The 21,703-nt window shown below is 66.1% G+C and carries 23 protein-coding genes; 14 read left to right on the forward strand and 9 right to left on the reverse strand.

Annotated features, from left to right (window positions below; genetic code table 11):
* Nucleotides 1–12 precede the first annotated feature (12 nt).
* Genes D002_RS0112355 through pilG form a run of 4 tightly spaced genes read right to left on the reverse strand, consistent with a single transcriptional unit; the run spans nt 13 to nt 3,537 of the window.
* On the reverse strand, nt 13–2,103 hold the full coding sequence (locus D002_RS0112355) for a methyl-accepting chemotaxis protein (protein WP_018142239.1): 2,091 nt from the start codon (nt 2,101–2,103) through the stop codon (nt 13–15).
* A 36-nt stretch (nt 2,104–2,139) separates the two neighbouring features.
* A complete protein-coding gene (locus tag D002_RS0112360; protein WP_018142240.1) occupies nt 2,140–2,721 on the reverse strand; it encodes a chemotaxis protein CheW in 582 nt (193 codons plus the stop codon).
* Nucleotides 2,718–3,083 (reverse strand): PleD family two-component system response regulator, encoded by a 366-nt coding sequence (locus D002_RS0112365; RefSeq protein WP_018142241.1) that lies wholly within the window; start codon nt 3,081–3,083, stop codon nt 2,718–2,720. Before D002_RS0112365 ends, D002_RS0112360 begins: the two co-directional genes overlap by 4 nt.
* Before the next feature lie 37 nt (nt 3,084–3,120).
* Nucleotides 3,121–3,537, reverse strand: a complete 417-nt coding sequence (pilG, locus tag D002_RS0112370) for a twitching motility response regulator PilG (protein WP_018142242.1) — start codon at nt 3,535–3,537, stop codon at nt 3,121–3,123.
* Between the two features lie 184 nt (nt 3,538–3,721).
* Between pilG and gshB the strand changes: the two genes are divergently transcribed.
* From gshB to D002_RS0112425, 11 genes are all read left to right on the forward strand, one after another.
* On the forward strand, nt 3,722–4,672 hold the full coding sequence (gshB, locus tag D002_RS0112375; RefSeq protein WP_018142243.1) for a glutathione synthase: 951 nt from the start codon (nt 3,722–3,724) through the stop codon (nt 4,670–4,672).
* Between the two features lie 5 nt (nt 4,673–4,677).
* On the forward strand, nt 4,678–5,715 hold the full coding sequence (locus D002_RS0112380) for an FAD:protein FMN transferase (RefSeq protein WP_018142244.1): 1,038 nt from the start codon (nt 4,678–4,680) through the stop codon (nt 5,713–5,715).
* On the forward strand, nt 5,712–6,086 hold the full coding sequence (locus D002_RS0112385) for a NusG domain II-containing protein (RefSeq protein WP_018142245.1): 375 nt from the start codon (nt 5,712–5,714) through the stop codon (nt 6,084–6,086). Before D002_RS0112380 ends, D002_RS0112385 begins: the two co-directional genes overlap by 4 nt.
* A 25-nt stretch (nt 6,087–6,111) precedes the next feature.
* Entirely contained in the window at nt 6,112–6,645 is a 534-nt protein-coding gene (locus D002_RS0112390) for a Gx transporter family protein (protein WP_018142246.1), read from the forward strand.
* Nucleotides 6,646–6,699: 54 nt separating this feature from the next.
* Nucleotides 6,700–7,656, forward strand: a complete 957-nt coding sequence (locus tag D002_RS0112395; RefSeq protein WP_018142247.1) for a TonB family protein — start codon at nt 6,700–6,702, stop codon at nt 7,654–7,656.
* An 86-nt stretch (nt 7,657–7,742) separates the two neighbouring features.
* Nucleotides 7,743–8,321, forward strand: a complete 579-nt coding sequence (locus D002_RS0112400) for a YqgE/AlgH family protein (protein WP_018142248.1) — start codon at nt 7,743–7,745, stop codon at nt 8,319–8,321.
* A 2-nt stretch (nt 8,322–8,323) separates the two neighbouring features.
* Nucleotides 8,324–8,719, forward strand: coding sequence for a Holliday junction resolvase RuvX (gene ruvX, locus D002_RS0112405; RefSeq protein ID WP_018142249.1), 396 nt, complete (start codon nt 8,324–8,326; stop codon nt 8,717–8,719).
* Nucleotides 8,716–9,234, forward strand: a complete 519-nt coding sequence (pyrR, locus tag D002_RS0112410; protein WP_018142250.1) for a bifunctional pyr operon transcriptional regulator/uracil phosphoribosyltransferase PyrR — start codon at nt 8,716–8,718, stop codon at nt 9,232–9,234. Before ruvX ends, pyrR begins: the two co-directional genes overlap by 4 nt.
* 18 nt (nt 9,235–9,252) lie before the next feature.
* Nucleotides 9,253–10,266, forward strand: coding sequence for an aspartate carbamoyltransferase catalytic subunit (locus D002_RS0112415; protein WP_018142251.1), 1,014 nt, complete (start codon nt 9,253–9,255; stop codon nt 10,264–10,266).
* On the forward strand, nt 10,263–11,555 hold the full coding sequence (locus D002_RS0112420; protein WP_018142252.1) for a dihydroorotase: 1,293 nt from the start codon (nt 10,263–10,265) through the stop codon (nt 11,553–11,555). The genes D002_RS0112415 and D002_RS0112420 overlap by 4 nt, the downstream gene beginning before the upstream one ends.
* Entirely contained in the window at nt 11,552–12,460 is a 909-nt protein-coding gene (locus D002_RS0112425; RefSeq protein WP_018142253.1) for a dihydroorotate dehydrogenase electron transfer subunit, read from the forward strand. Before D002_RS0112420 ends, D002_RS0112425 begins: the two co-directional genes overlap by 4 nt.
* Before the next feature lie 123 nt (nt 12,461–12,583).
* On the opposite strand, the gene D002_RS0112430 is transcribed toward D002_RS0112425, so the two are convergent.
* From D002_RS0112430 to D002_RS0112440, 3 genes are read right to left on the reverse strand one after another with little or no spacing between them, the layout of a single operon-like run.
* Nucleotides 12,584–13,702 (reverse strand): PilT/PilU family type 4a pilus ATPase, encoded by a 1,119-nt coding sequence (locus D002_RS0112430; RefSeq protein ID WP_018142254.1) that lies wholly within the window; start codon nt 13,700–13,702, stop codon nt 12,584–12,586.
* Nucleotides 13,703–13,719: 17 nt separating this feature from the next.
* Nucleotides 13,720–14,892, reverse strand: a complete 1,173-nt coding sequence (locus tag D002_RS0112435; protein ID WP_018142255.1) for a PilT/PilU family type 4a pilus ATPase — start codon at nt 14,890–14,892, stop codon at nt 13,720–13,722.
* A 53-nt stretch (nt 14,893–14,945) separates the two neighbouring features.
* Nucleotides 14,946–15,980, reverse strand: a complete 1,035-nt coding sequence (locus D002_RS0112440) for a type IV pilus twitching motility protein PilT (RefSeq protein ID WP_018142256.1) — start codon at nt 15,978–15,980, stop codon at nt 14,946–14,948.
* 137 nt (nt 15,981–16,117) lie between these two features.
* Between D002_RS0112440 and D002_RS0112445 the strand changes: the two genes are divergently transcribed.
* Nucleotides 16,118–16,831 carry a YggS family pyridoxal phosphate-dependent enzyme gene (locus D002_RS0112445; protein WP_018142257.1) on the forward strand — a complete coding sequence of 238 codons (714 nt, stop codon included), beginning with the start codon at nt 16,118–16,120 and terminating at the stop codon, nt 16,829–16,831.
* Complete coding sequence (proC, locus tag D002_RS0112450; protein ID WP_018142258.1) at nt 16,828–17,646, forward strand: pyrroline-5-carboxylate reductase; 819 nt, start codon at nt 16,828–16,830, stop codon at nt 17,644–17,646. Before D002_RS0112445 ends, proC begins: the two co-directional genes overlap by 4 nt.
* Nucleotides 17,647–17,949: 303 nt before the next feature.
* Here the strand turns inward: proC and D002_RS0112455 are convergent, their stop codons facing one another.
* Nucleotides 17,950–18,858 (reverse strand): fructosamine kinase family protein, encoded by a 909-nt coding sequence (locus D002_RS0112455; protein WP_018142259.1) that lies wholly within the window; start codon nt 18,856–18,858, stop codon nt 17,950–17,952.
* Nucleotides 18,859–18,926: 68 nt separating this feature from the next.
* On the opposite strand from D002_RS0112455, the gene D002_RS0112460 reads away from it, so the two are divergent.
* On the forward strand, nt 18,927–19,310 hold the full coding sequence (locus D002_RS0112460; RefSeq protein WP_018142260.1) for a group III truncated hemoglobin: 384 nt from the start codon (nt 18,927–18,929) through the stop codon (nt 19,308–19,310).
* A 299-nt stretch (nt 19,311–19,609) separates the two neighbouring features.
* On the opposite strand, the gene D002_RS0112465 is transcribed toward D002_RS0112460, so the two are convergent.
* Complete coding sequence (locus D002_RS0112465) at nt 19,610–21,667, reverse strand: transglycosylase SLT domain-containing protein (protein WP_026181707.1); 2,058 nt, start codon at nt 21,665–21,667, stop codon at nt 19,610–19,612.
* Nucleotides 21,668–21,703 lie beyond the last annotated feature (36 nt).

The raw sequence follows: 21,703 nt of genomic DNA on the forward strand, positions 1-21,703 counted from the left end.
GTCGGCCCGCCGTCAGGCCCGCTGTTCGTCGGAAGGATCCGCGCCGGCGTCGGGATCGGGGTCCACCGCTTCGGAAACGTCGTCCGCGGCATCGACAAGGCCACCGGGAGCCGGCAGCTTGAAGTCCGATACCGAGGACTGCAGCTGGGCCGAGAGCTGCGCCAGATCGCCGATCGCGGCCGCCGTGGACTGGGTACCCTGTGTGGTCTCGGAGGTGATCTCGCGGATCTGGGCCATGATGGAGGCCACGTCTTGCGCCATCTCGGACTGCTTGCGCGCCGAGGAGGATATGCCGTCGATCAGGTCGGCAAGGTCGGCGGAAACCTGTTCGATCTCGGACAGCGCCTCGCCCGCGGCCTGGGCCAGCTCGGCCCCCTGGACCACGTTCGCGGTACTTTGCTCCATGGAGCTGACGGCCTCGCTAGTATCCGCCTGGATGGCCTTGACCAGACCCTCGACCTGACGGGTCGCGCCGGAGGAACGTTCCGCGAGGCGCTGGACCTCGTCCGCCACCACTGCGAAACCGCGGCCGGCCTCGCCCGCGGCGGACGCCTGGATCGCCGCATTCAGCGCGAGCACGTTGGTCTGTTCGGCAATGTCATTGATCAGGCCGATGATGTCGCCGATCTCCTGCGAGGATTCGCCCAGGCGCTTGATCCGCTTCGCAGTCTCCTGGATCTGCTCGCGGATGCTGTCCATACCCTCGATGGAACGGCGCACGGTGCCCGCCCCGCGGGACGCGATCTCCACCGAGTTACGTGCCACAGAGGCCGACTGCTCGGCGTCCTGTGCCACCTTGTCGACCGAGCGCGACACCTCGTCGATCGCATCGTCCGCGCGCTGGATCTCGCGCGCCTGCTCTTCGGACTTCTCGGCCAGACCGAGCACCTGGGAACGAGTCGTTGCCGAGGACTCGCTGATGTCGGCCGACACCGTGTTGATCGTCGCAACCAAGGTACGCAGGTTCTCGATCGCGTAGTTCATCGAGTCCGCGATGGCCCCGGTGAAGTCCTCGGTCACCGTTGCGTTCACGGTGAGGTCACCGTCGGCGAGATTCATCATCTCGTCGAGCAGTCGCAGGATCGCCTGCTGGTTGCGTTCGTTCTGCGCCTCGGTCTCGGCCAGCTCGCGCTTGGTATCGCGGTACAGGAACAGCCCCATCGCGATCAGCAGCAACAGCGCCAGGCCACCCAGCGCGAAACCGATCCCGGCAATAACCCCGGCCTGCTCGGCCTCGCGGGCGATCGCGTTCTCGAACTCGCCGGTCGTCTCGAGCATGCCCCCGCTGCGGGCCTCGACATTGGAGGCTGCTGCGTTGACTTCAAACACCTGAGTGGAGGTGTCCAGCACCCCTTCGACGGCCTCACTGAAGGCCACGAACAGCGTGGCGATCTCCTGCAACGTCGCACGCGCCTGGGCATCATCTATGGCCTCGATGCCCAGCGGGACGAACCCCTCAATAAGGCCGTCCAACACACGTCCGTACAGCGTCGCGTCACGCTCGAAGCGCTCGATCGCAGTAGCCGCCTCGGCACCGCCCTGAAGCACTTGCCCCAGACTGTTGGCGATACGCTGGATCAGCATCGTCTGGCGCGCCGCCACGTAGACCTGGTCCGCCGGCTCGCCGATCTGGGTCATGCGCCGCACCACGTCGTCGGACAAACGGGACAGTTCTGGGGAGAAGGCCGCCACTGCGTCGGAGAACTCGGTGATCAACTGGATATCCGAGCGCCCCAGAATGACCGTGTTGATCTCGTCACGGTAAGCCGACCACTCACGGTCGACTTCCGCGATATCGTCTTGCAGGGCCTCGGGCAGCGGCTGCAGCCCCTCGCCACCCTCTCGGATGCGCCCCAGGCGGGTCTCGAAGTCGTCGCGCAGGGTCCGCAGGTCGGTGAAGGCCTGCTCGGAGCCTGCGGCCGCCTCCAGGGAGCTGGTCGCCAACCGCTGCGACAGCAGGCGCAGATCGTTAGCCAGGGCGATGCGGTCACGGTACTGACTCTGCTCGTACTCGTGATAGGTAAATGCTGCGCCCGTCGCGATCAGAGCCAGCACCAGCAGCCCCCCAAGGAAAAGATTGCGTGCGCGACGATTCGATCCCATCAGTTCATACCCCCTGTCGCAGCCCCGCAACCACCGTCATCCGACGGCAACTGAGGACTGTTCGCTATTGGATGTCCCGGCCAAGCCCAGGCCAGAAAAGCGATTGTTATCATTAAGTAACAGATCCAAATCCAGCACCGGATGCAACCGGTGACCCAGATCGAACCCGCCGGTAATAAACGGCCGCGCCGCCTCCGGGACCGAGACCTCGAGACGGCGCTGCGATGGAATGCAGCGGCGCATCCCCTCGACCTGGCTGACCAGCAACCCGGCCATACCCTGGCCCTGCGGCGCAACTATCACGCGCTGTCCGGTCGCGTCATCCGGCAGCGGGCGGTCCAGCAGCAGTTTGCCCATATCGAAAACCGGCAAAACGAGCCCACGCAGATTGCCAACACCCAGCACTGCCGAATCCGCCAGTGGGACCCGGGTCAGCGCCATCGGGTCGGTGACCTCGGCGATGGAATCCATATCCACCAGAAAACGGAATTCCCCAACGCGCAGAAGCACCCCACGCCAACCCGTACCAATATCCCGCCGCAGTTCGCGATTCACGCGGCGCCCTTCGCGATCCAGGTTCGCGAGCAGCGCAAACGGCGAGGACAGGTCGGTCTTCATGCCGACAGATACTTCCCGATGGTTTCGAGCAGGTTCTTTTCGACAACTGGTTTGGTGATGTAGTCGCGGGCGCCCTGACGCATCGCCCACACGCGGTCAGTCGCCTGATCCTTAGTGCTGACCACGACCACAGGGACATGCGCGGTCTCATCGGCCTGCGACAACTGACGCGTGGCCTGAAAACCATTCAGACCCGGCATGACCACATCCATGAGGATCAGGTCCGGGACCTGTGACTTGGCCGCGGCGACTCCGTCTTCACCGCTCTCGGCGGTCGTCACCGAATGGCCATGCTTCTCGAGCATTGTGCGCAGGACATGGATTTCGGTCGGCGAGTCGTCAACGATCAGAATGCGGGCCATGGAGTTCGTCTTTCCTTGTTGATAGTGACGGGGTGCGTCATGCCGCCGGACTGGCGTATTGACGCATGGCGCCCAGGAGGTCTTCCCTGGTGAAAGGCTTGGTGAGGTAATCCTCCGATCCCACAACGCGGCCTTTCGCCTTGTCGAACACGCTGTCCTTGCTCGACAGCATGATGATCGGCGTAGCGCGGAACTGCTTGTTGTTCTTGATCAGGGCGCAGGTCTGGTAGCCATCCAGACGCGGCATCATGACGTCGATGAAGATAATGTTCGGGCGCGACTGGGCCACCTTGGACAGCGCCTCGAAGCCGTCCACGGCAGTGATGACTTCGGCCCCGTGCTTCTGCAGCAAGGATTCGGCCGTGCGCCGAATGGTCTTGCTGTCATCGATCACCATGACCTTGAGCCCCTGAAACTCGGTGGCCGAGTCCGCTTCGGCAAGCGCGTTAGACACCTTCTCCCCCTGAGGTCATTTCGCCCCGAATCTAGCGGAACCGGGGCCCTGTGACAAACAGCACACTGTGATATTGCCCAGCGCGGGCCGCAAGTGCCATAGCCGCCGCGTCGCCGCGAGAGGCCGCGCCACCCCCAACCTGCATGGCATACTCCCCCGAGACTTTGCGCACAAACGAGGCAACGTGGCCAAGAACATTGCCATACTGATGGACCCGATCGGCTCCATCAAACCGTGGAAGGACACCAGCTTCGCGATGATGCTTGCGGCCCAGGCCCGCGGCCACCATCTGCATTATCTGGAACCCGCTGACCTGTGGATCGAGGAGGGTCGGGCCGCTGCCCGCAGCCGGCCGATCACGGTGCGCGACACGCGCTCCGATTTCTTTACGCTGGGCGACGTCGAGAGCGGCCCGGCGAGCCGCTTCGATCTGCTGCTCATGCGCAAGGACCCGCCGTTCGACCTCGAGTTTGTCTACGCGACCTACGCCCTCGATCTCGCCGCGCGCGACGGCGTGCGGGTGTCGAACCGCCCCCAGGCCCTGCGGGACGTGAACGAGAAGGCCTTTACCGCCCACTTTCCGCAGTGCTGTCCGCCCACGCTAATCACCCGCGACCGCAGCCGGATCCGCGCCTTCCTTGAGGTCCAGGGCGATATCGTGGTCAAGCCCCTGGACGGCATGGGCGGGGCCTCGGTGTTTCGCGTGCGCCAGGGCGACCCGAACACCTCGGTGATCCTCGAGACCATCACCGAGTTCGACCAGCGCAGTGTGGTCGCACAACGCTTCCTTCCGGAATTTACCGCTGGCGACAAGCGCATCATCCTGATCGGCGGGGAGCCCTACGACCACGCGTTGGCGCGCATCCCGGCGGAGGGCGAGAGCCGCGCCAACCTTGCCGCCGGCGGCCGGGGCGAGGCCCGACCGCTAACCGAGCGTGACCGCTGGATCTGCCACGAGATCGCCCCGGAGCTAAAGGCCCGGGGCCTGGACTTCGTCGGCATCGACGTGATCGGGGACTACCTCACCGAGATCAACGTCACCAGTCCCACCGGTGTGCGCGAACTGGACGCCGCGGGCGGCCACGACCTGGCCGGACAGTACATCGACTACCTCTGCCGCCCGAGCGAAGGATGACCGGCATGCACCCCCTGATGACCCGCACCCTGACGCTGTTTTTCGCAGCCCTCCTGCTGACCGCCTGCGGACGCGAAGAACCCGATACCGAAGCGCTCGGCTTCTACGCCTTCGGGACCCTGGTGGACCTGACCCTGTACCCGGCCGGCCAGTACGACATCGAGGCCATCGAGGCGGCCGTCCAGGAGGAACTGGAGGTGCTGCATCAATCCTGGCACGCCTGGGAGCCTGGATCGCTCGGACGCACCAACGAACTGCTGGCCCTGCAGGGCGAATTCAGCGCCCCACCCTCGGTGCTGCCACTGATCGAGCGCGGCCGCGAGATGGAGGCCTTGAGCGACGGGCTGTTCAACCCCGCGCTGGGCAAACTCATCGCCGCCTGGGGTTTCCACCAGGACGAGCCCGAAGGTCCGCCCCCGGACCAGGAAACCCTGGACGGCCTACTGGACGATCCGCCCAGCATGAAGGACATCGAGCGCAACGGGGTGCGCCTGCGCGGCACCCACCCGGACCTGCAGCTCGACTTTGGCGGATTGGCCAAGGGCCTCGCGGTGGAGCGCGTCCTGGAGCTGCTTGAAGAGCTCGGCGTCGAGGCGGCGATCTTCAATGCCGGCGGTGACCTGATGACGCTCGGACGCCCACAGGGCCGGCCGTGGCGGGTCGGCATCCGCCACCCGCATGGCGGCACTCTGGGCAGTATCGAGCTGGAGGCCGGAGAAGCCCTGTTCACCTCCGGTGACTACGAGCGCGGCTACGAATGGGAGGGCGAGCGCATCCACCACGTGATCGATCCGCGCACCGGTCGTCCCAGCCAGGGTATCGAAAGCGCCACCGTACTCCACCACGACCCGGCACTGGCGGACGCGGCCGCCACCACGTTGATGATCGCCGGACCCGATGCCTGGCTGGAGTACGCCCAGAAAATGGGGATCGAACACGCCCTTGTGGTGCTGGACGATCGCATCGAGGCAACGCCAGGGCTGGCCGAACGCGTCCAACCCAGCCGAGACCACGAACCGTTCGTGGTGCGCGAACTCCCGTGAAACAAGGCCTGCTGCGCTGGGGCGACGTCTTGATAGGGGCCGCGGCCACCACGGTCGTGGTCGCGGCCTTCACGCTGACCTACAGCCCCTCCGGGGATGCTCGCCTACTCGTCATCAGCCAGGCCGGAGCGGCCACCCAGCACGAGCCGTTGGATCGCACCCGGGTTCTGGAGATCCAGGGTCCCGCCGGGATCACCCGCGTCGAGATCGAACCTGGCCGGGCGCGCTGTGCCGACTCTCCGGGACGCCAGAACATCTGCGAGTCCAGTGGCTGGCTGCAGGCCCATGGCGATGTCGCCGTCAGCCTGCCCAACCGCCTGACCTTGCAGGTGCTGGGTGCGGAGCCGGGCTTCGACAGCATGCATTACTAGCTAGGCGCGGATGAACACGCCAGCCATGAGCGCGGACCCGCACACCGGCATCACCCGGCACGACCGCGCCATCGCGGCGTTGGCCGCCATCGCCATCGGGATTCAAATCCTTGAGGCCGCCATCCCCAGCCCGGTTCCCGGTCTCAAACCGGGGCTGGCCAACATCATCACGCTGATCGCGCTGCTCACCCTGGGCTGGCGCGCGGCCGTCGCGGTCACGCTGATCCGGGTGGTGGGCAGCAGCCTTTTGCTGGGGACGTTGCTAAGTCCGACCTTCTGGCTTTCCATCGCCGGGGCCGTGGCCACCCTGGCCATCCTGGCGTTATTGCGTCCGCTTGCGCCACGCCACGTGGGCCCGGTCGGTCTGGCGATCGCCGCCGCGATGGCCCATATCACTGGTCAGTTCCTACTGGCCTGGATGGTCATCATCCCCCACCCCAACCTCCCGTTCGTCTTGCCACCATTGTTGCTTGCCGCCCTGATCACCGGCAGCCTGACCGGTATACTGACCGCCCATGTCCTCGCCGACCCGCGAATCCAGCGCCATGTCCGCCACTAGCGCCAGCAACAACCGCACCTGCCCGACCCGCCTTGCGAGTCGGCTGGAGCGGGCATGACCGCGAAAACCACCCCCGACCCGTCACCGGGAGGCGCATTCCCGCCGGAGAGCCCCCGCGTACAGGATCACCTGGGGACCATGATCTTCCTCGCGATCGTCGCACATGCCCTGATCATCCTGGGCATCGGATTTGCCGTCGATCCGATCGAGAGCCCAACCCGAGAACCCCTGGATATTACTTGGGTTACCGATCCCGACGCCCCGCCCCCGGAACCCGAAGAGGCGGTGGAACACATCGCCACCCAGGATCAGGCCGCCAGCGGCGAGGGCGAGGAAGTCCGCGAGGCACAGGCCCCCGAGGCCGAGGATGCTGGCGTCGGCGAGCCCGAGCCAGAAGGCCTGGATGCCCCGCTCCCGGAAGCGGGTCCACTGGTGATGGACCCAGCGCTGCCGGAACCCGAGCCAGAACCGGAGCAGGTGACGGCCGAGGCCGAGGACGACCGGGCCCCACCGCCCGAGGTGGCCGACCCCGAACCTCTGGAAGCGCCCGATGCCGAGGACCAGCCCTCCGCCGCGACCCTGATGAATCGCGGCCTGGAGAGTGCCCGCGCCGCGCCGGCCGAGGAACGCCAGACCTTCTCCACTCGCGCGAACCGCACGCGTTATCTGGACAGCCTGGCGGCACGCAGCGCACCGGAGGCCGCCTACCTGCAGGCCTGGATCAACAAGGTCGAACGCCTCGGCAACCTGAACTACCCGGACGAGGCCCGCCGCCGCGGCCTGTCGGGCACCCTGGTGCTCTCGGTGCGCCTGAACCCGGAGGGCGAGCTGATCAATATCGAGATCGCCCGCAGCTCCGGCGAGCCGGTGCTGGATCAGGCTGCCATCCGTATCGTGGAACTGGCCGCACCGTACGCCCCGTTCACTGAGGCAATGCGCGAGGAATACGATGAGCTGGTCATTACTCGAACCTGGGCCTTCCGCCGCGATCAGATGGAACAGGTCCGTTAATCCAGCTCGGCCCTGGGGTCTCAACGCAAGGCAGACCCGCTCCAAGCGTCCTTGCGGCACGCCAGGTCAGCATCGATACTGACAATATGACGCAAACGACCCCTCGCCACGAGCCCGACAACCTGCGCGATCACTTCCTGATCGCCATGCCGAGCCTGAACGATGGCTACTTCAGCCATGCGGTCACCTATATCTGCGATCACGACGAAGAGGGCGCGCTGGGGCTGGTGATCAACCAGCCCACCGAGTTCTCGCTACGCGAGCTACTGGAACACGTGGAGCTGGAACCCGGCGAGGACCTGCCCGAGATTCCCGTCTACCGCGGTGGCCCCGTGCAACCCGAACACGGCTTCGTGTTGCACTCCGCGGAACAGACCTGGCGCGGCAGCCAGCCCATCACGGATTCCATCGTACTGACCACCTCCCGCGACATCCTGGAGGCGATCAACGCCGGCAAGGGGCCCCGGCGCGTCCTGATCGCTCTCGGCCATGCCGGCTGGGGCCCGGGTCAGCTGGAGAGCGAACTGGCCGACAATGCCTGGTTAACCACCCGAGCCGATGCCGATATCCTGTTCGACCGGCCCAGTGCCGAACGCTGGCAGGCCGCCGCGGAGCTGATCGGCATCGACGTCAATCTGATCAGCTCGGCGTCCGGCCACGCCTGACGATGGGCCTGCTGGCGTTCGACTACGGCCGGCGGCGCATCGGGGTTGCGGTGGGCGAGGAACTCACCGGTTCCGCGCGCGGCCTGCGAACCATGCCCACCGATGCCCCCAATCTTTGGTCAACCCTGGACGCCCTGGTGGCGGATTGGGACCCGGAAGGGTTCGTGGTCGGCTGGCCCACGCAGGCGGACGGCAAACCAACCCCGCTGGCCAAGCGCATACGCGCCTTCGCCCGCACGCTCGAAGAGCGCTACCAGCAACCGGTATACTGGTGCGACGAGCACCTGACATCCCACCTGGCCCGCGAACGCCGCCGGCCGGGACGCAACGACCCGGGGCTGGACGCCCATGCAGCCGCGGTCATTCTCGAAGGCTGGTTTCAGGAGAACGAATCATGACCCCGGACGTCCCCACCCTGCTCGACGACATGGCCGAACAGGCCCGCCACTACCTGAAGGCCCGCGGAATCGACAACCCCATCGTGGTCGGCATCCACTCCGGTGGCGTATGGATCGCGGAACACCTGCGCGAACGTCTGGGGATCGAACGGCCACTGGGTCGGCTGGATATCAGCTTCTACCGCGACGACTTCTCGCGCATCGGCATGCACCCGCAGGTGCGCCCCTCGGAGCTGCCGGAGGACCTGGACGGGGAGCATGTCCTGCTGGTGGACGATGTGCTGTATACCGGCCGCACCATTCGGGCCGCCCTGAACGAGCTGTTCGACTATGGCCGCCCGGCCTCGGTCGCGCTCGCCGTACTGGTCGAGCGCGACGGCCGCGAACTGCCCATCGAGGCGGCGATTGCGGGTGCCCACATGGAGCTGGGAGAGGCCGAACAGATCAAACTGCGGGGTCCCGAGCCCCTGCGCCTGGAACGGGTCGCCATCGACCCCGAGGACCTGGACGCCTGACCGGCCGGACACTCAAGGATGACCGATACCCTGATCGCCCGCCCGCACGCGCGGCTCCCGCTGCCGGGGCCCCTGCCGAACCGACTGCAGCTGACCGAGGACGGCCAGTTGCGCCACATGCTAACCATCGAGGGCCTGAACCGGGAACTGATGACCGAGATCCTGGATACCGCCGAATCGTTCGCCAACATGAACGAAAAGGCGGTGAAGAAGGTCCCGCTCCTGCGCGGCAAGACCATCGTCAACCTGTTCTTCGAGGCCAGCACGCGCACGCGCACCACCTTCGAACTGGCCGCCAAACGCCTGTCCGCGGACGTCCTCAACGTCAATATCAGCACCTCGTCGGCGGTTAAGGGTGAGAGCCTGTTGGACACCCTGCGCAACATCGAGGCAATGAACGTCGACATGTTCGTGGTGCGCCACGAGGAGAGCGGGGCCGCACATTTCATCGCCCGCCATGTCATGCCGGGTATCAGCGTGCTGAACGCCGGTGACGGCCGCCATGCGCACCCGACCCAGGCGCTCCTGGACATGTTCACCATCCGCCGCCACAAGGGCGACTTCACCAAGCTGAAGGTCGCGATCGTCGGCGACATCCTGCACTCGCGCGTGGCGCGCTCGCAGATCCATGCCCTGAACATCCTGCAGACGGGCGAAGTGCGCGTGGTCGCGCCGTGTTCGCTACTGCCGGCGGATGTCGACCAGCTCGGCGTGCAGGTCTACAACGACCTCGACGAAGGGCTGAAGGACGTCGACGTGATCATCATGCTGCGCCTGCAGCGCGAGCGCATGGAGCACGCCCACCTGCCATCCGAGCACGAGTACTACCAGTTGTTCGGCCTGACCGCCCGGCGCCTTCAGTTGGCACACCCCACTTGCCTGGTCATGCACCCCGGCCCTGCCAACCGCGGGGTGGAGATCGAATCGGCGGTCGCGGACGGCCCGCACTCGGTGATCCTCGAACAGGTCACCTACGGCATCTCGGTGCGCATGGCGGTCATGTCCATGGTGATGGGGGCACATCAGGCATGAGCGTGCTCATCGAGAACGTGCGTATCCTCGACCCGGTCGACGGTTTTGATGCAATCGGTGAGCTAGTCGTGCAGGGCAGCGAGATCCTTGCCCGCGGCCAGGCGCCGGAGGGTTTCGAACCTCGCCGCCGCATCGATGGCAGCGGGTTGTGGGCCTTCCCCGGTCTGATCGACCTCGCGGCACGCCTGCGCGAACCGGGCCAGGAACACAAGGCCACCATTGCCAGCGAGACCCTGGCGGCGGCCCGCGGCGGCATTACCAGCCTGGTCGTCCCACCGGATACCGAGCCGCCGGTCGACTCCCCGGCCGAGATCGAACTGATCAACCGCCGCGCCCACCAGGCCTGCGGTGTGCGGGTCTACGTGCTGGGCGCCCTGACCCATCAGCTGGAGGGCCAGCAACTCGCCGAGATGGCTGCCCTGATGCAGGCCGGCGCACGCGGCGTGAGCAATGCGAGCAAGCCGCTGGCCAGTCTGCTGGTGCTCCGCCGAGCGCTGGAATACGCCACCACCTTCGGCCTGACCATCGTGCTCTCGGCCCAGGACCCGGCGCTCACCGGGTCCGGCTGCATGCACGAGGGAGCGGTTTCCACCCGTCTGGGCCTTGCAGGTATCCCCGAAGCGGCCGAGACCGCGGCACTGGGCGCCATCCTGGCCCTGGTCGAACAAACCGGCGCCCGCGTCCACGTGGCCCGGCTGTCGACCCGCCGCGGGGCGGAGATGATCGCCAAGGCACGTGCCGAAGGCCTGCCAATAAGCGCGGACGTGGCCGCCCACCAGCTGTTCCTGACCGAGGTCGACGTAGCGGAGTTCGACCCGAATTGCCACGTGATCCCGCCGCTGCGCGGACAGCGGGACCGCGATGGCCTGCGCGCGGCCGTCGCACGCGGCGAGATCAGTGCCATCTGTTCCGACCACCAACCGCACGAACCGGACAGCAAGCTGGGGCCGTTCGCCAGCACCGAGCCCGGCATCTCGTCCCTGGAAACCCTGCTGCCGTTGACGCTACGCCTGGTCGAAGACGGCCTCCTGAGTCTGCACGAGGCCCTGGCCCGGGTGACCACCGGCCCGGCCGAAATCCTCGACTTTGCCCAGGGCCGACTGACGCCCGGTGCACGTGCCGATTTCGTGCTCTGGGACCCGGCCGCGATGCACGAAGTCCGCAGCGAAGACTGGCTCAGCGCCGGCCGCAATACGCCCTTCTTCAACTGGACCTTCGCCGGTCAGACCCGCGAGACCTGGGTAGCCGGGCGACCGGTCTGGACCCGCCCCGCCGAGGACACCGTATGAGCCCGACCCCCGCCAGTGACCGGCCGCACCGCGGCACCATCTTCCAGGAGGAAGGCCGCATCCTGGATCACCATGATGCCGGGGCCGACCAGTGGATCCTGCGGATTGCCGCACCCGAATGCGCACGGGCCGCGCAACCCGGGCAATTCGCTCACCTCCAGTGTGCCCCGCGCCTGCTGATGCGCCGCCCGCTGTCCATCCAGCGCGTGGACCGCGAAGCCGGCTGGGTGGAGTTCCTGTACAAGGTGGTCGGCGACGGCACCCGCGCCCTGTCGCAGCAGACCAAGGGCGACACCCTCAGCGTGCTGGGGCCGATCGGCCAGCCCTTTAGCCTCAATCCGGAGCGGCCGAAGCGCCTGCTGCTGGGTGGCGGGGTGGGCATACCGCCGATGATCTTTCTCGCGCACCAGCTGCATCTGCAGGGCAAGGCCGGACAGACCCACGCCGTGCTGGGCTCCGAGGTCCCGTTTCCCTTCCATGCACGCCCGTCGGAGATCCTCTGGCCGGGCCTGCCAGACGGGGCGATCGCGACCCTGCCGCTGCTGGAAGACTGGGGTGTGGCCTGCCGCCTGACCTCGAAGGCCGGGCTTCCAGGCGCCTTTGACGGCTTCGTCACCGACCTGGGACGCGCCTGGCTCGCCGGGCTCAGCCCAGGCGAACGGGATCAGGTGGAGATCTTCGCCTGCGGCCCCCACCCAATGCTTGAGGCCTGTGCCGAACTGGCGGCCGAGTTCGATCTGCCCTGCCAGGTCTCGCTGGAGGAATTTATGGCCTGTGCGGTGGGCGGCTGCGCCGGCTGCACGGTGCCGGTTCGCACCCCGGACGGGGTCGCGATGAAACGGGTTTGCGTGGACGGGCCCGTGTTCGCGGCCAAGGATGTCTTCCCGGAGCCCACGCGGGCCTGAGGGAGAGGCCTCGACCCGGAAGGCCCAGTCCCGGAAACCCTGGCCCGGAAAACCCTGGCCCGGCGTTGGCAGGGACTTCGCCTGTGCGCAGGCTCCTAGGGAGACGCTGAAATCAGCGTCTCCCTAGCGGTCGGGCATCTTCAGCTCTTCCTCGGTCTCGTCGGCCGAGGCCACACCGCCGCCGAAGTTCAGCCGCCATTCGAGATCGGCCCGCGAATCGGCCTTGTTCAGGGCCTCGTCCAGCATCACGTCACCCGCCTTGAACAGCTTGACGATGGACTGATCGAAGGTCTGCATCCCCACCGAGCCACCTTTGGCGATGACTTCCTTGATCTCGTTGATCTTTTCGTCGCGGATCAGCTCCGCGATGTAGGACGTGTTGACCAGGATTTCCAGTGCCGCCACGCGGCGGCCATCCTTGGTCTGGAGCAGGCGTTGGGCCACAATCGCGCGCAGATTCAGCGACAGATCGGACAGGATCTGCGGGCGGTTATCCTCGGGGAACAGGTTGATCACGCGGTCCAGGGCCTGGGTCGCGTTGGTCGCATGCAGCGTCGTCAGCACCAGGTGACCGGTATCGGCATAGGTCAGTGCCGCACGCATCGTCTCGCGCGACCGCACCTCGCCGACCATGATCACATCCGGGGCCTCGCGCATACCTTCTTGCAACGCATGATCGTAGCTGGGCGTATCGATGCCCACCTCCCGCTGCCCCACGATCGAACGCTTGTGGCTGAACAGAAACTCGATCGGATCCTCGACCGTGAGGATATGCCCACTGCTGTTCGTGTTGCGGTAGTCGATCATCGACGCCAGCGTGGTCGATTTACCGGTACCCGTCGCCCCCACGATCAGCACCAGTCCGTCGTTATGCGACACGAAGTCCTTGAGCACCGGCGGCAACCCGAGCTGCTCGATGGTCGGGATCGCCACGCGGATAAAACGGATTACCATCGCCACCTCACCGCGCTGGCGATAGACGTTCACACGAAAACGCCCCAGCCCCTCGCGCGACAAACCGAAGTTTACGGCGGTCTCGCGCTCGAAGATCTCCGCTTGATGGTCGCTCATCATCTCGCGCGCGATCGCCTCGGTCTGCCGGGGTGCGAGCGCCTTGCGCGAGATCGGCTGCAGCTGACCGTCGACCTTGATGCTGGCCGGTGCGCCCGTCAGAAAGAACAGGTCCGACGCGGCCTTTTGGGCCATCAATTTCAGGTAGGGCTCAATCTGCAGCTGACTCATGATGTCCGCTTCCCCGGCTAGCGCAGGTTAAAGTCTTCGGCGCGCTCGTCCACGGACAGGTCTCCGCCCTCGTCCGCCACAGCCGGGGCCCCATCGTCCTGGGCACGCTGGCTATCAAGCTTGATGCGCAGACGCAGATCATTGACCGAGTCGGCGTTGCGCAGGGCTTCCTCGTAGCTGATCTTGCGGGCTTCGTAGAGATCGAACAGGGCCTGGTCGAAGGTCTGCATGCCCTGTTCGCGCGAGCGCGACATCAGCTCCTTCATGTTGTGCACCTCACCCTTCAGGATCAGGTCGGCCATCAACGGCGTATTGATCAGGATCTCCACGGCCGGCACCCGTCCCTGGCCATTCTCGTGGCGCACCAGCCGCTGGGAGATCACCGCCTTGAGATTCAGCGACAGGTCCATCAGCAACTGTTCGCGCCGATCCTCGGGGAAGAAGTTGATGATGCGGTCCAGAGCCTGGTTGGTGCTGTTCGCGTGCAAGGTCGACAGGCACAGGTGCCCGGTCTCGGCAAACGCGATCGCGTAATCCATGGTCTCCCGATCACGAATCTCGCCGATCAGGATGACGTCCGGCGCCTGGCGCAGGGTGTTCTTCAGCGCGATCTCGTAGCCCTCGGTATCCACCCCGACTTCGCGCTGGGTGATGATGCTCTTGTCGTGTTCGTGAACGAACTCGATCGGGTCCTCAATGGTGACGATGTGATCGGCGGTCGTGCGGTTGCGATAGCCGATCATCGCCGCCAGCGAGGTCGACTTGCCGGACCCTGTGCCGCCAACGAAGATCACCAGCCCGCGACGCTCCTGGGTGATCTTCTCCAGCTGCTGCGGCATCTGGATGTCCTCGAACTTCGGGATCACCGAGTTGATGGTACGCAGCACCATGCCGGGGCTACCCCGCTGGGTGAAGACGTTCACGCGGAAGCGCGACACCCCGGACAGCCCGATCGCGAAGTTGCACTCCTGATGACGCTCGAACTCGGCCGATTGCTTGTCATTCATCAGTGAGCGCACGAGCGCCTGGGTATGCGAGGGCGACAGCTTCTGCTCCGTCATCGGCACCACGCGCCCGTCGATCTTCGCGGCCGGCGGCATGCCAACGGTAATGAACAGATCCGAGCCGCCACGATCCACCAGGGCCCGCAACAGGTCGTGCATGTACTTGATCGCCTTGTCACGATCCATGGCGTTCTCCCCTGATACCCGGTGCGGCGTTCACGCCAAGCGGGCCGTATCGATCAAATGGAATCCGGGTTGGCCGCCTTGCGGCGGGCATCCTCGCGACTGATCACGCCCTGCGCCAGCATGTCTTTCAGGCACTGGTCGAGCGTCTGCATGCCGGTTCCGGCACTGGTCTGAATAGTCGAGTACATCTGCGCGATCTTGTTCTCGCGGATCAGGTTCCGGATCGCGGGCGTGCCGAGCATGATCTCGTGCGCCGCGATACGACCGCCCCCAATCTTCTTCATCAGGGTCTGGGCGATGACCGCGCGCAAGGACTCGGACAGCATCGCCCGCACCATGTCCTTCTCCGCCGCCGGGAATACATCGACGATCCGGTCGATGGTCTTGGCCGCAGAGCTGGTATGCAGGGTGCCGAACACCAAGTGCCCGGTTTCGGCCGCGGTCAGCGCCAGCCGGATGGTCTCGAGGTCGCGCAGCTCGCCGACCAGAATGGTGTCCGGGTCCTCGCGCAGAGCCGAGCGCAGGGCCTCGCTGAAGCCATGCGTATCGCGGTGCACCTCGCGCTGGTTGACCAGCGACTTCTTCGACTCGTGAACAAACTCGATCGGATCCTCGATGGTGAGGATATGCCCGTAGTCGTTCTCGTTGCGGTGGTTAACCATGCCCGCCAGCGTGGTCGACTTGCCCGAACCGGTCGGGCCGGTCACCAGCACGATGCCGCGCGGGTAGTTGGAGATTTCCTCGAAGATGCGCGGGGCCGCCAGCTCTTCCAGCGTCAGGACCTTGGAGGGGATGGTGCGGAACACCGCCGCCGCGCCGCGGTCCTGGTTGAAGGCGTTGACACGGAAGCGCGCCAGGCCCGAGACCTCGAACGAGAAGTCCGTCTCCAGGAACTCCTCGTAATCCTTGCGCTGGCGGTCGTTCATGATGTCGTAGATCAGGCCCTGAACCTCCTTGTGGTCCATGACCGGCACGTTCACCCGGCGCATGTCGCCATCAATGCGCACCATCGGCGGCATGCCCGCGGAGATATGCAGGTCCGAGGCCCCGTTCTTGACCGAAAAGGCCAGCAACTGCGTGATATCCATGCATCCCCCTGTGTTCGGGCGTGACGCCGAGGTGCGTCAGCCGCCCAGTGGCAGCCGTCGCCGCCACTCCCTGTCGCTTGCAAGCCCGCGGAAAATCCACGGTGCCCATGTGTTCTTCGGGACTATATCATAGGGAAATGACCGCACCAGACCACGCCCTGAACACCGTTCGAGCCCGCATCGAGGCCGCCTGCCGCGAGGCGGGACGCAACCCGGATTCGGTCCGGCTCCTGGCCGTCAGCAAGACCCGTGACGTGAGGGAAATCCGAGCCCTGCATGCCTGCGGGCAGATCGCGTTTGGGGAGAATTACGTGCCCGAGCTGGTGGAGAAGCACGACACACTGGAGGCTCCGCCCGCACCCCTGGGACTCGAGTGGCATTTCATCGGCGCCCTGCAGAGCAACAAGACCCGCGCCGTGGCCGAACGCGCCGCCTGGGTGCATACGGTGGATCGCGAGCGAATCGCCCGGCGCCTGTCCGACCAGCGCCCGGAAGGGACGCCGCCGCTACAAGTCTGCCTGCAGATCAACATCAGCGAGGAGCCGCAGAAGGCCGGTATCGCGCCCCGGGAGGCCGAGGCGCTGGCCGCCATCGTGGCCGAACTCCCCGGCCTCGAACTGCGCGGACTGATGGCCATCCCGGCCACCGAGGTCGATCCGCAACGCCAGCGGGAACCCTTCGCACGCCTGCGCGAGCTGCGCGATACCCTGAACGCCCGTGGTCATTCGCTGGATACCCTCTCCATGGGCATGTCCGGCGATCTGGAAGCCGCCATCCTCGAGGGGGCCACCCTGGTGCGCATCGGCACCGCCCTGTTTGGCCCACGCCCCACCCAGAAGGAGTCCGCATGACGGAACACCGCTACGAAGTCGGCTTCATCGGCGCCGGCAACATGGGCGAGGCCCTGATCCAGGGCCTGATCCAGTCCGGCCATGCCGCCGAGCGTATTGCCATCGCCGACAAGAGCCCCGAGCGCATACGCGATCTGCAGGCCCGCTACCCGGGACTCGCCACTGGCGACCCGGAGGAACTGACCGCCCACAGCGCAACCCTGCTCCTCGCCGTCAAACCCCAGACCCTGCCCGAGCTGGCCCCAACCCTGAGCACTGCGGTCGGCGAAGGGGGGCCGCTGGTGCTCTCGGTGGCCGCCGGGATCACCACCGCACAACTGGCGGGATGGCTGGGCGATGCCACGCGCCTGATCCGCGCCATGCCGAACACCCCGGCTCTGGTGGGCGCCGGCGTCACCGGGTTGTACGCCGCTCCAACCGCCGGCCCCGAGGATCGCGCCACGGCCACCCACCTGCTGGAGGCAGTCGGCCGCGCGATCTGGGTGGACGACGAGGAGCTGATGCACGCGGTCACCGCCACCTCCGGCAGCGGCCCGGCCTATGTCTTCCTGATGATCGAGGCCATGCAGGAGGCGGCACAGTCGCTGGGCCTGCCCGCGGATACCGCGCTGGAACTAACCCTCGGCACCCTGGCCGGCGCCACCCGCCTGGCCGCGGAAAGCGACGAGAGCCCCGCCGAGCTGCGCCACCGCGTCACTTCACCGGGTGGCACCACGGAGCGCGCCCTGCAAGTCCTGGAGGACGGCGACCTGCGCGAGCTGATGCTGCGCGCCATGACCGCGGCCGCCGACCGCTCCCGCGAACTCGGCCGCTGAAACCCTGATTCACCACGAAGCGCACGAAGACACGAAGAAGGGCCAGATCAAGGGCGATTCACAGGAAGAAGGGAAGTCAGGAAGGAGCGTGCGGGGCAGCTGCGGGACACGCCCCCGCTGTTACCTTTGCGGTCGCGGCTGGCGCCGGCGACGCGCGGCGCCCCCAATCCTCCAACCCATTTTCCCCTTCCGATCTTCAAACCTTCCTGTGAATCGTCCTTGATCTGGCCCTGGACCTTCTTCGTGCCTTCGTGAGCTTCGTGGTAAAACCGCCCTTGCCTTTCGAAGACTCGACGTGGGCCGTCAACGGAGTTCGGCTAGGAGTTGGCGGATCATGCGCTCGGCCTGCGCGCCATAGCCGCCGCCGAACAGGTGGTCGTGATTGAGGATGTGGTAGAGGTTGTACAGCGTGCGGCGCACGCCATAGCCAGGGTCGATGGGCAGGATCTCCTCGTAGGCGGCGACAAAGTCCTGCCCCGGATGCCCGAACAGCTCCATCATCGCCAGGTCCGCCTCGCGGTCGCCGTAGTACACCGCCGGGTCATAAATCGTCGCGCGTCCATCGGCCAGGAAGCCCCAGTTGCCGCTCCACAGGTCCCCGTGCAGCAGGGAGGGAGTCGGGCGATAGTCGGTGAAGAAGCCGCCCAATGACGCCTCCAGCTCCTCCAACGCCCGCAGCAGGGACGCCGCGGCGCCACGTTGCCGGGCCAGCTGGCGCTGGAAGCCCAGGCGTTCGGCGCGATAGAACGAGACCCAGTCGTCGTGTTCAGTATTCGGCTGCGGCGTACTCCCAATGAAGTTGTCGTGATCCAGCCCGAAACGCATTCGGGTCTTCTGATGCATATCGGCGATGCCGCGCGCCAACACCACGCCATCGCGCCGCCCACCCAGGTCCAGGTTCTCCATCACCAGAAAATGGGTGCCACCAACCGATCCCGTGCCGCACACGGCGGGTATCTTCAGCCGTCCACAGCGTTGCAGTTCTTCCAGGCCCCGTGCCTCGGCCGCGAACATCGCGGCACCATCGCCTCCGCTCAGCTTGACGAAGAACTCGCGGCCGTCGGTTCCGGTTAGACGCTGCGCCTGATTAATGGAGCCCCCGGAACAGGCCTGGCTTCCTGACGGCTGGAAGGCGGTTCCGGTATGGTCGCTAATGCACTGGGCCACCGCCGCCGTCACGGCATCGGGGCCCGCTGAATCAAATCGGTTCATCCTCGGCTTCCGGATTGCATTTCAAGTTGCAGGGTACCGGCTGTCGCAGGATCCGTCAGGAGATCCCCATGGCCTTTCGCAAGCTCGAACCCCTCTGCGACAAGATCGGTGCCGAACGCATCCGCGCGGTGATCGACGACTTCTACCGCCGGCTTTCGGCCGACCCCGAGATCGGCCATCACTTCGAGCGTATCCAGGACTTCCCGGATCATGTCAGCCGGATCGCGGACTTCTGGTACATGAACCTGGGCGGGCGTCTGGAACAGCCGCCGACCATCGACATGGTCGGCAAGCACGCCCCGCTGAACCTGACCGAGGCCGACCTGGCTGTGTGGATGCGCCACTTCAAGGCCACCACCGAAGAACACCTGGAACCCCCGCTGGCGGCCGAATGGCAGCAACTGGCCGACGGCATCGCCAGCCGCATGCGCGAAGACATCATCCGCGGCTAATCCGCCTTTTTGTTTGCACCACGAAGCGCACGAAGACACGAAGAAGGTCAAGGGCGGTTTACAGGAAGGTTCGAAGGTCAGAAGGAAAATGGATGGATGGCCCGAGGCCGGGCCGTGATGGTCAGGGCCAGGCGGGCCCCGGGTGCGACACAATGGCCTTCACCGTGAGCGCCCTCCCCGGGCGTCTCCCACCAAGAACCCTTCTTCCCTTCCCGTCTTCCTGTAAACCGCTGTTGACCTGGCCCTTCTTCGTGTCTTCGTGCGCTTCGTGGTCAACAAGTCCCTTCGCAAGCGCGATCCTAGCAAGCGTTTTCGGTGTAGCCGGGGGCGTCGCAGAAGGCGCGGCTGAGGGCGACGCCGTCGGCGGCGTGGAGGGTCGCCAGGTGCTGTTCGCGGCTCGCGGCCAGACGCGATTCCGGGGTGACCGGATACAGCAGCGTGGCCAGCGACGGCGGCTCTTGCCCCAAACGCACCGCGTACAGGATGCGATAGGCGAACACGCGGCGGATATAGTCGCGGGTTTCGGAGAACGGGATCAGCTCGGCCCAGATGTCGGGGTCCATCGCCCGGTCCTCCGGCAACCAGGAGCGCACACGGTGTGCACCGGCATTATAGGCGGCACTGGACAGCATGCTGTGCCCGCCGAAGCGATCCAGATTCCGGCGCAGGTAGTAGGTCCCCAGACGGGCGTTGGTCGCCGGGTCGAGGATGTCCCAGTCAGAGTTCACCCGCACCCCGGCCGCCGAGGCGATCGAACGCCCGGTCGCCGGCATGACCTGCATGACCCCTAGCGCCCCGGCCCCGGAACGCACGTCATAGAGAAAGGCGCTCTCCTGCCGCGCGATCGCCATGGCCCAGGCCGGGTCGATCGCCTGCTCGCGGGCCCCCGCCACAATCAGGTCGTCGAAGGCCAGCGGGAAGCGCAGCTCGATATCATCCCAGGCGCGCGCCCGGGCGGCGGTGAAAATCGCACGGTCATGCCAACCCCAGTCGGCAAAGGCGAGGGCCGCGGCCTCCAGCTCGGAGATCTCCATATTCGCCACCGCATGGGTCCACTCGCGGCGGGCCTCGGCATTGCGGTCCAGGCGCACGAGCTCGCGCATGCGCTGCATGCCGGCATGTTCACGGATCGAGGCCTGCCGGTCGTCCGCGACAATCAACGGCTGATGGCCGATGCGGTAGGGCTGGCCCAAACGGTCGGCGGCCAGAAAACCATGGAAGTTGCGCTCCTGGGCCGCGCGCTCGTAGAAGCGCCGCGCGGCCTCCAGCGATTCGGTCTGCTCCAGGGCGCGGCCATACCAGTACTGCCAGTTAGCCTCGTCGCGAACATCACGATCCATCACCCGGATCGCGTCCATCACCGTTTCCCAGTCGCGCTCGTAGAGTGCCGCCCGCACCTGCCACTGGCGCAACTGGGTATCAAAGACCTCGGGGTCCAGGGCAGCCATGAAATCCAGGGCCTCGGGGCGGTAACGCAAGGCCAGGCGAAGGGCCAGCGCATGCTGCACTCGCCCGGCCGACTCGGATGCCAGCTCGAGCCGATCGCCGGATTGCTCCCACCCTTCCAGTGCAGCATCCAGATCCTGGCGCACCCAGCGGATAAAGGCGTGCTCCAGCATCGTCTCCGCCGCGCGGTGGTCCCCAGCACGGAAGTCGACGTCAGCCACCCGCGCCGGGCGCTCGGCCAGGTTCAGCCAGCGTTCGCCCCAATCGCGATCGCGGCTATCCAGGTAGCGTCGCAGATAGCGGGCGAGACCGGTCTGGCCTGCTTCCATCGCCAGTGCAAAACGGTCCCAAGCGAGCTCGTCCGTCAGCCCACCCGCGTCACGCCAGGCGCTCAACGCGGCATCGCAGGCCGAGGGTCGGGACTGGCCGTGCAGCCAGATCGATTCCATGTCGTCCAGGGCCGCTTCACGCTCACCCGTTTCCAACAGCGCCTTGCGCCGCTGGCAGTCCTGGGTCACGGACAGGGGGCGGTCATCATCGACAAAATCCAGATATGCCGACCAGCGCTCCTCGTCCGCCAGATGCGACAGGTAGCTGCTGTACAACCGGGGGGACAGAGGGGTGTCGGCATGCTCGCGCACAAAATCCTGCACGGCATCGGGGTCGGCGCGACTCAGGTTGCGCGCCAGTTCACGGTAATCGAGATAGGGCGTTAGCGGATAGCCGGTCAGGGTGCTGCGCGCGGCGCGATAAGCCGTCATGTCACCGCGGTTCAGCGCGCGCTCCGCCAGCAGGAACAGGCTGCGCTCGAAGACATAGAGATCGTCTTCGGCCGCTACCGCCGGAAATGCCGCGGCCAGGGCCAGCAACAAGGCGGCCAGCCCGGCCAATACGCTCCTGGAAAGGCGCATGCCCAACCCTCGAATCAATGGATCTCCATCATTGAC

Origin of the sequence: Thioalkalivibrio sp. ALJ7 (assembly GCF_000376865.1) — a bacterium.
Classification (GTDB): Bacteria; Pseudomonadota; Gammaproteobacteria; order Ectothiorhodospirales; family Ectothiorhodospiraceae; genus Thioalkalivibrio.

Coding starts and splice junctions, on each gene's coding strand:
- D002_RS0112355 (WP_018142239.1), bottom strand. CDS start 2,103: ATGGGATCGAATCGTCGCGCACGCAATCTTTTCCTTGGGGGGCTGCTG.
- D002_RS0112360 (WP_018142240.1), bottom strand. CDS start 2,721: ATGAAGACCGACCTGTCCTCGCCGTTTGCGCTGCTCGCGAACCTGGAT.
- D002_RS0112365 (WP_018142241.1), bottom strand. CDS start 3,083: ATGGCCCGCATTCTGATCGTTGACGACTCGCCGACCGAAATCCATGTC.
- D002_RS0112380 (WP_018142244.1), top strand. CDS start 4,678: ATGCACCCCCTGATGACCCGCACCCTGACGCTGTTTTTCGCAGCCCTC.
- D002_RS0112390 (WP_018142246.1), top strand. CDS start 6,112: ATGAGCGCGGACCCGCACACCGGCATCACCCGGCACGACCGCGCCATC.
- D002_RS0112395 (WP_018142247.1), top strand. CDS start 6,700: ATGACCGCGAAAACCACCCCCGACCCGTCACCGGGAGGCGCATTCCCG.
- D002_RS0112400 (WP_018142248.1), top strand. CDS start 7,743: ATGACGCAAACGACCCCTCGCCACGAGCCCGACAACCTGCGCGATCAC.
- ruvX (WP_018142249.1), top strand. CDS start 8,324: ATGGGCCTGCTGGCGTTCGACTACGGCCGGCGGCGCATCGGGGTTGCG.
- pyrR (WP_018142250.1), top strand. CDS start 8,716: ATGACCCCGGACGTCCCCACCCTGCTCGACGACATGGCCGAACAGGCC.
- D002_RS0112415 (WP_018142251.1), top strand. CDS start 9,253: ATGACCGATACCCTGATCGCCCGCCCGCACGCGCGGCTCCCGCTGCCG.
- D002_RS0112420 (WP_018142252.1), top strand. CDS start 10,263: ATGAGCGTGCTCATCGAGAACGTGCGTATCCTCGACCCGGTCGACGGT.
- D002_RS0112425 (WP_018142253.1), top strand. CDS start 11,552: ATGAGCCCGACCCCCGCCAGTGACCGGCCGCACCGCGGCACCATCTTC.
- D002_RS0112430 (WP_018142254.1), bottom strand. CDS start 13,702: ATGAGTCAGCTGCAGATTGAGCCCTACCTGAAATTGATGGCCCAAAAG.
- D002_RS0112435 (WP_018142255.1), bottom strand. CDS start 14,892: ATGGATCGTGACAAGGCGATCAAGTACATGCACGACCTGTTGCGGGCC.
- D002_RS0112440 (WP_018142256.1), bottom strand. CDS start 15,980: ATGGATATCACGCAGTTGCTGGCCTTTTCGGTCAAGAACGGGGCCTCG.
- D002_RS0112445 (WP_018142257.1), top strand. CDS start 16,118: ATGACCGCACCAGACCACGCCCTGAACACCGTTCGAGCCCGCATCGAG.
- proC (WP_018142258.1), top strand. CDS start 16,828: ATGACGGAACACCGCTACGAAGTCGGCTTCATCGGCGCCGGCAACATG.
- D002_RS0112455 (WP_018142259.1), bottom strand. CDS start 18,858: ATGAACCGATTTGATTCAGCGGGCCCCGATGCCGTGACGGCGGCGGTG.
- D002_RS0112460 (WP_018142260.1), top strand. CDS start 18,927: ATGGCCTTTCGCAAGCTCGAACCCCTCTGCGACAAGATCGGTGCCGAA.
- D002_RS0112465 (WP_026181707.1), bottom strand. CDS start 21,667: ATGCGCCTTTCCAGGAGCGTATTGGCCGGGCTGGCCGCCTTGTTGCTG.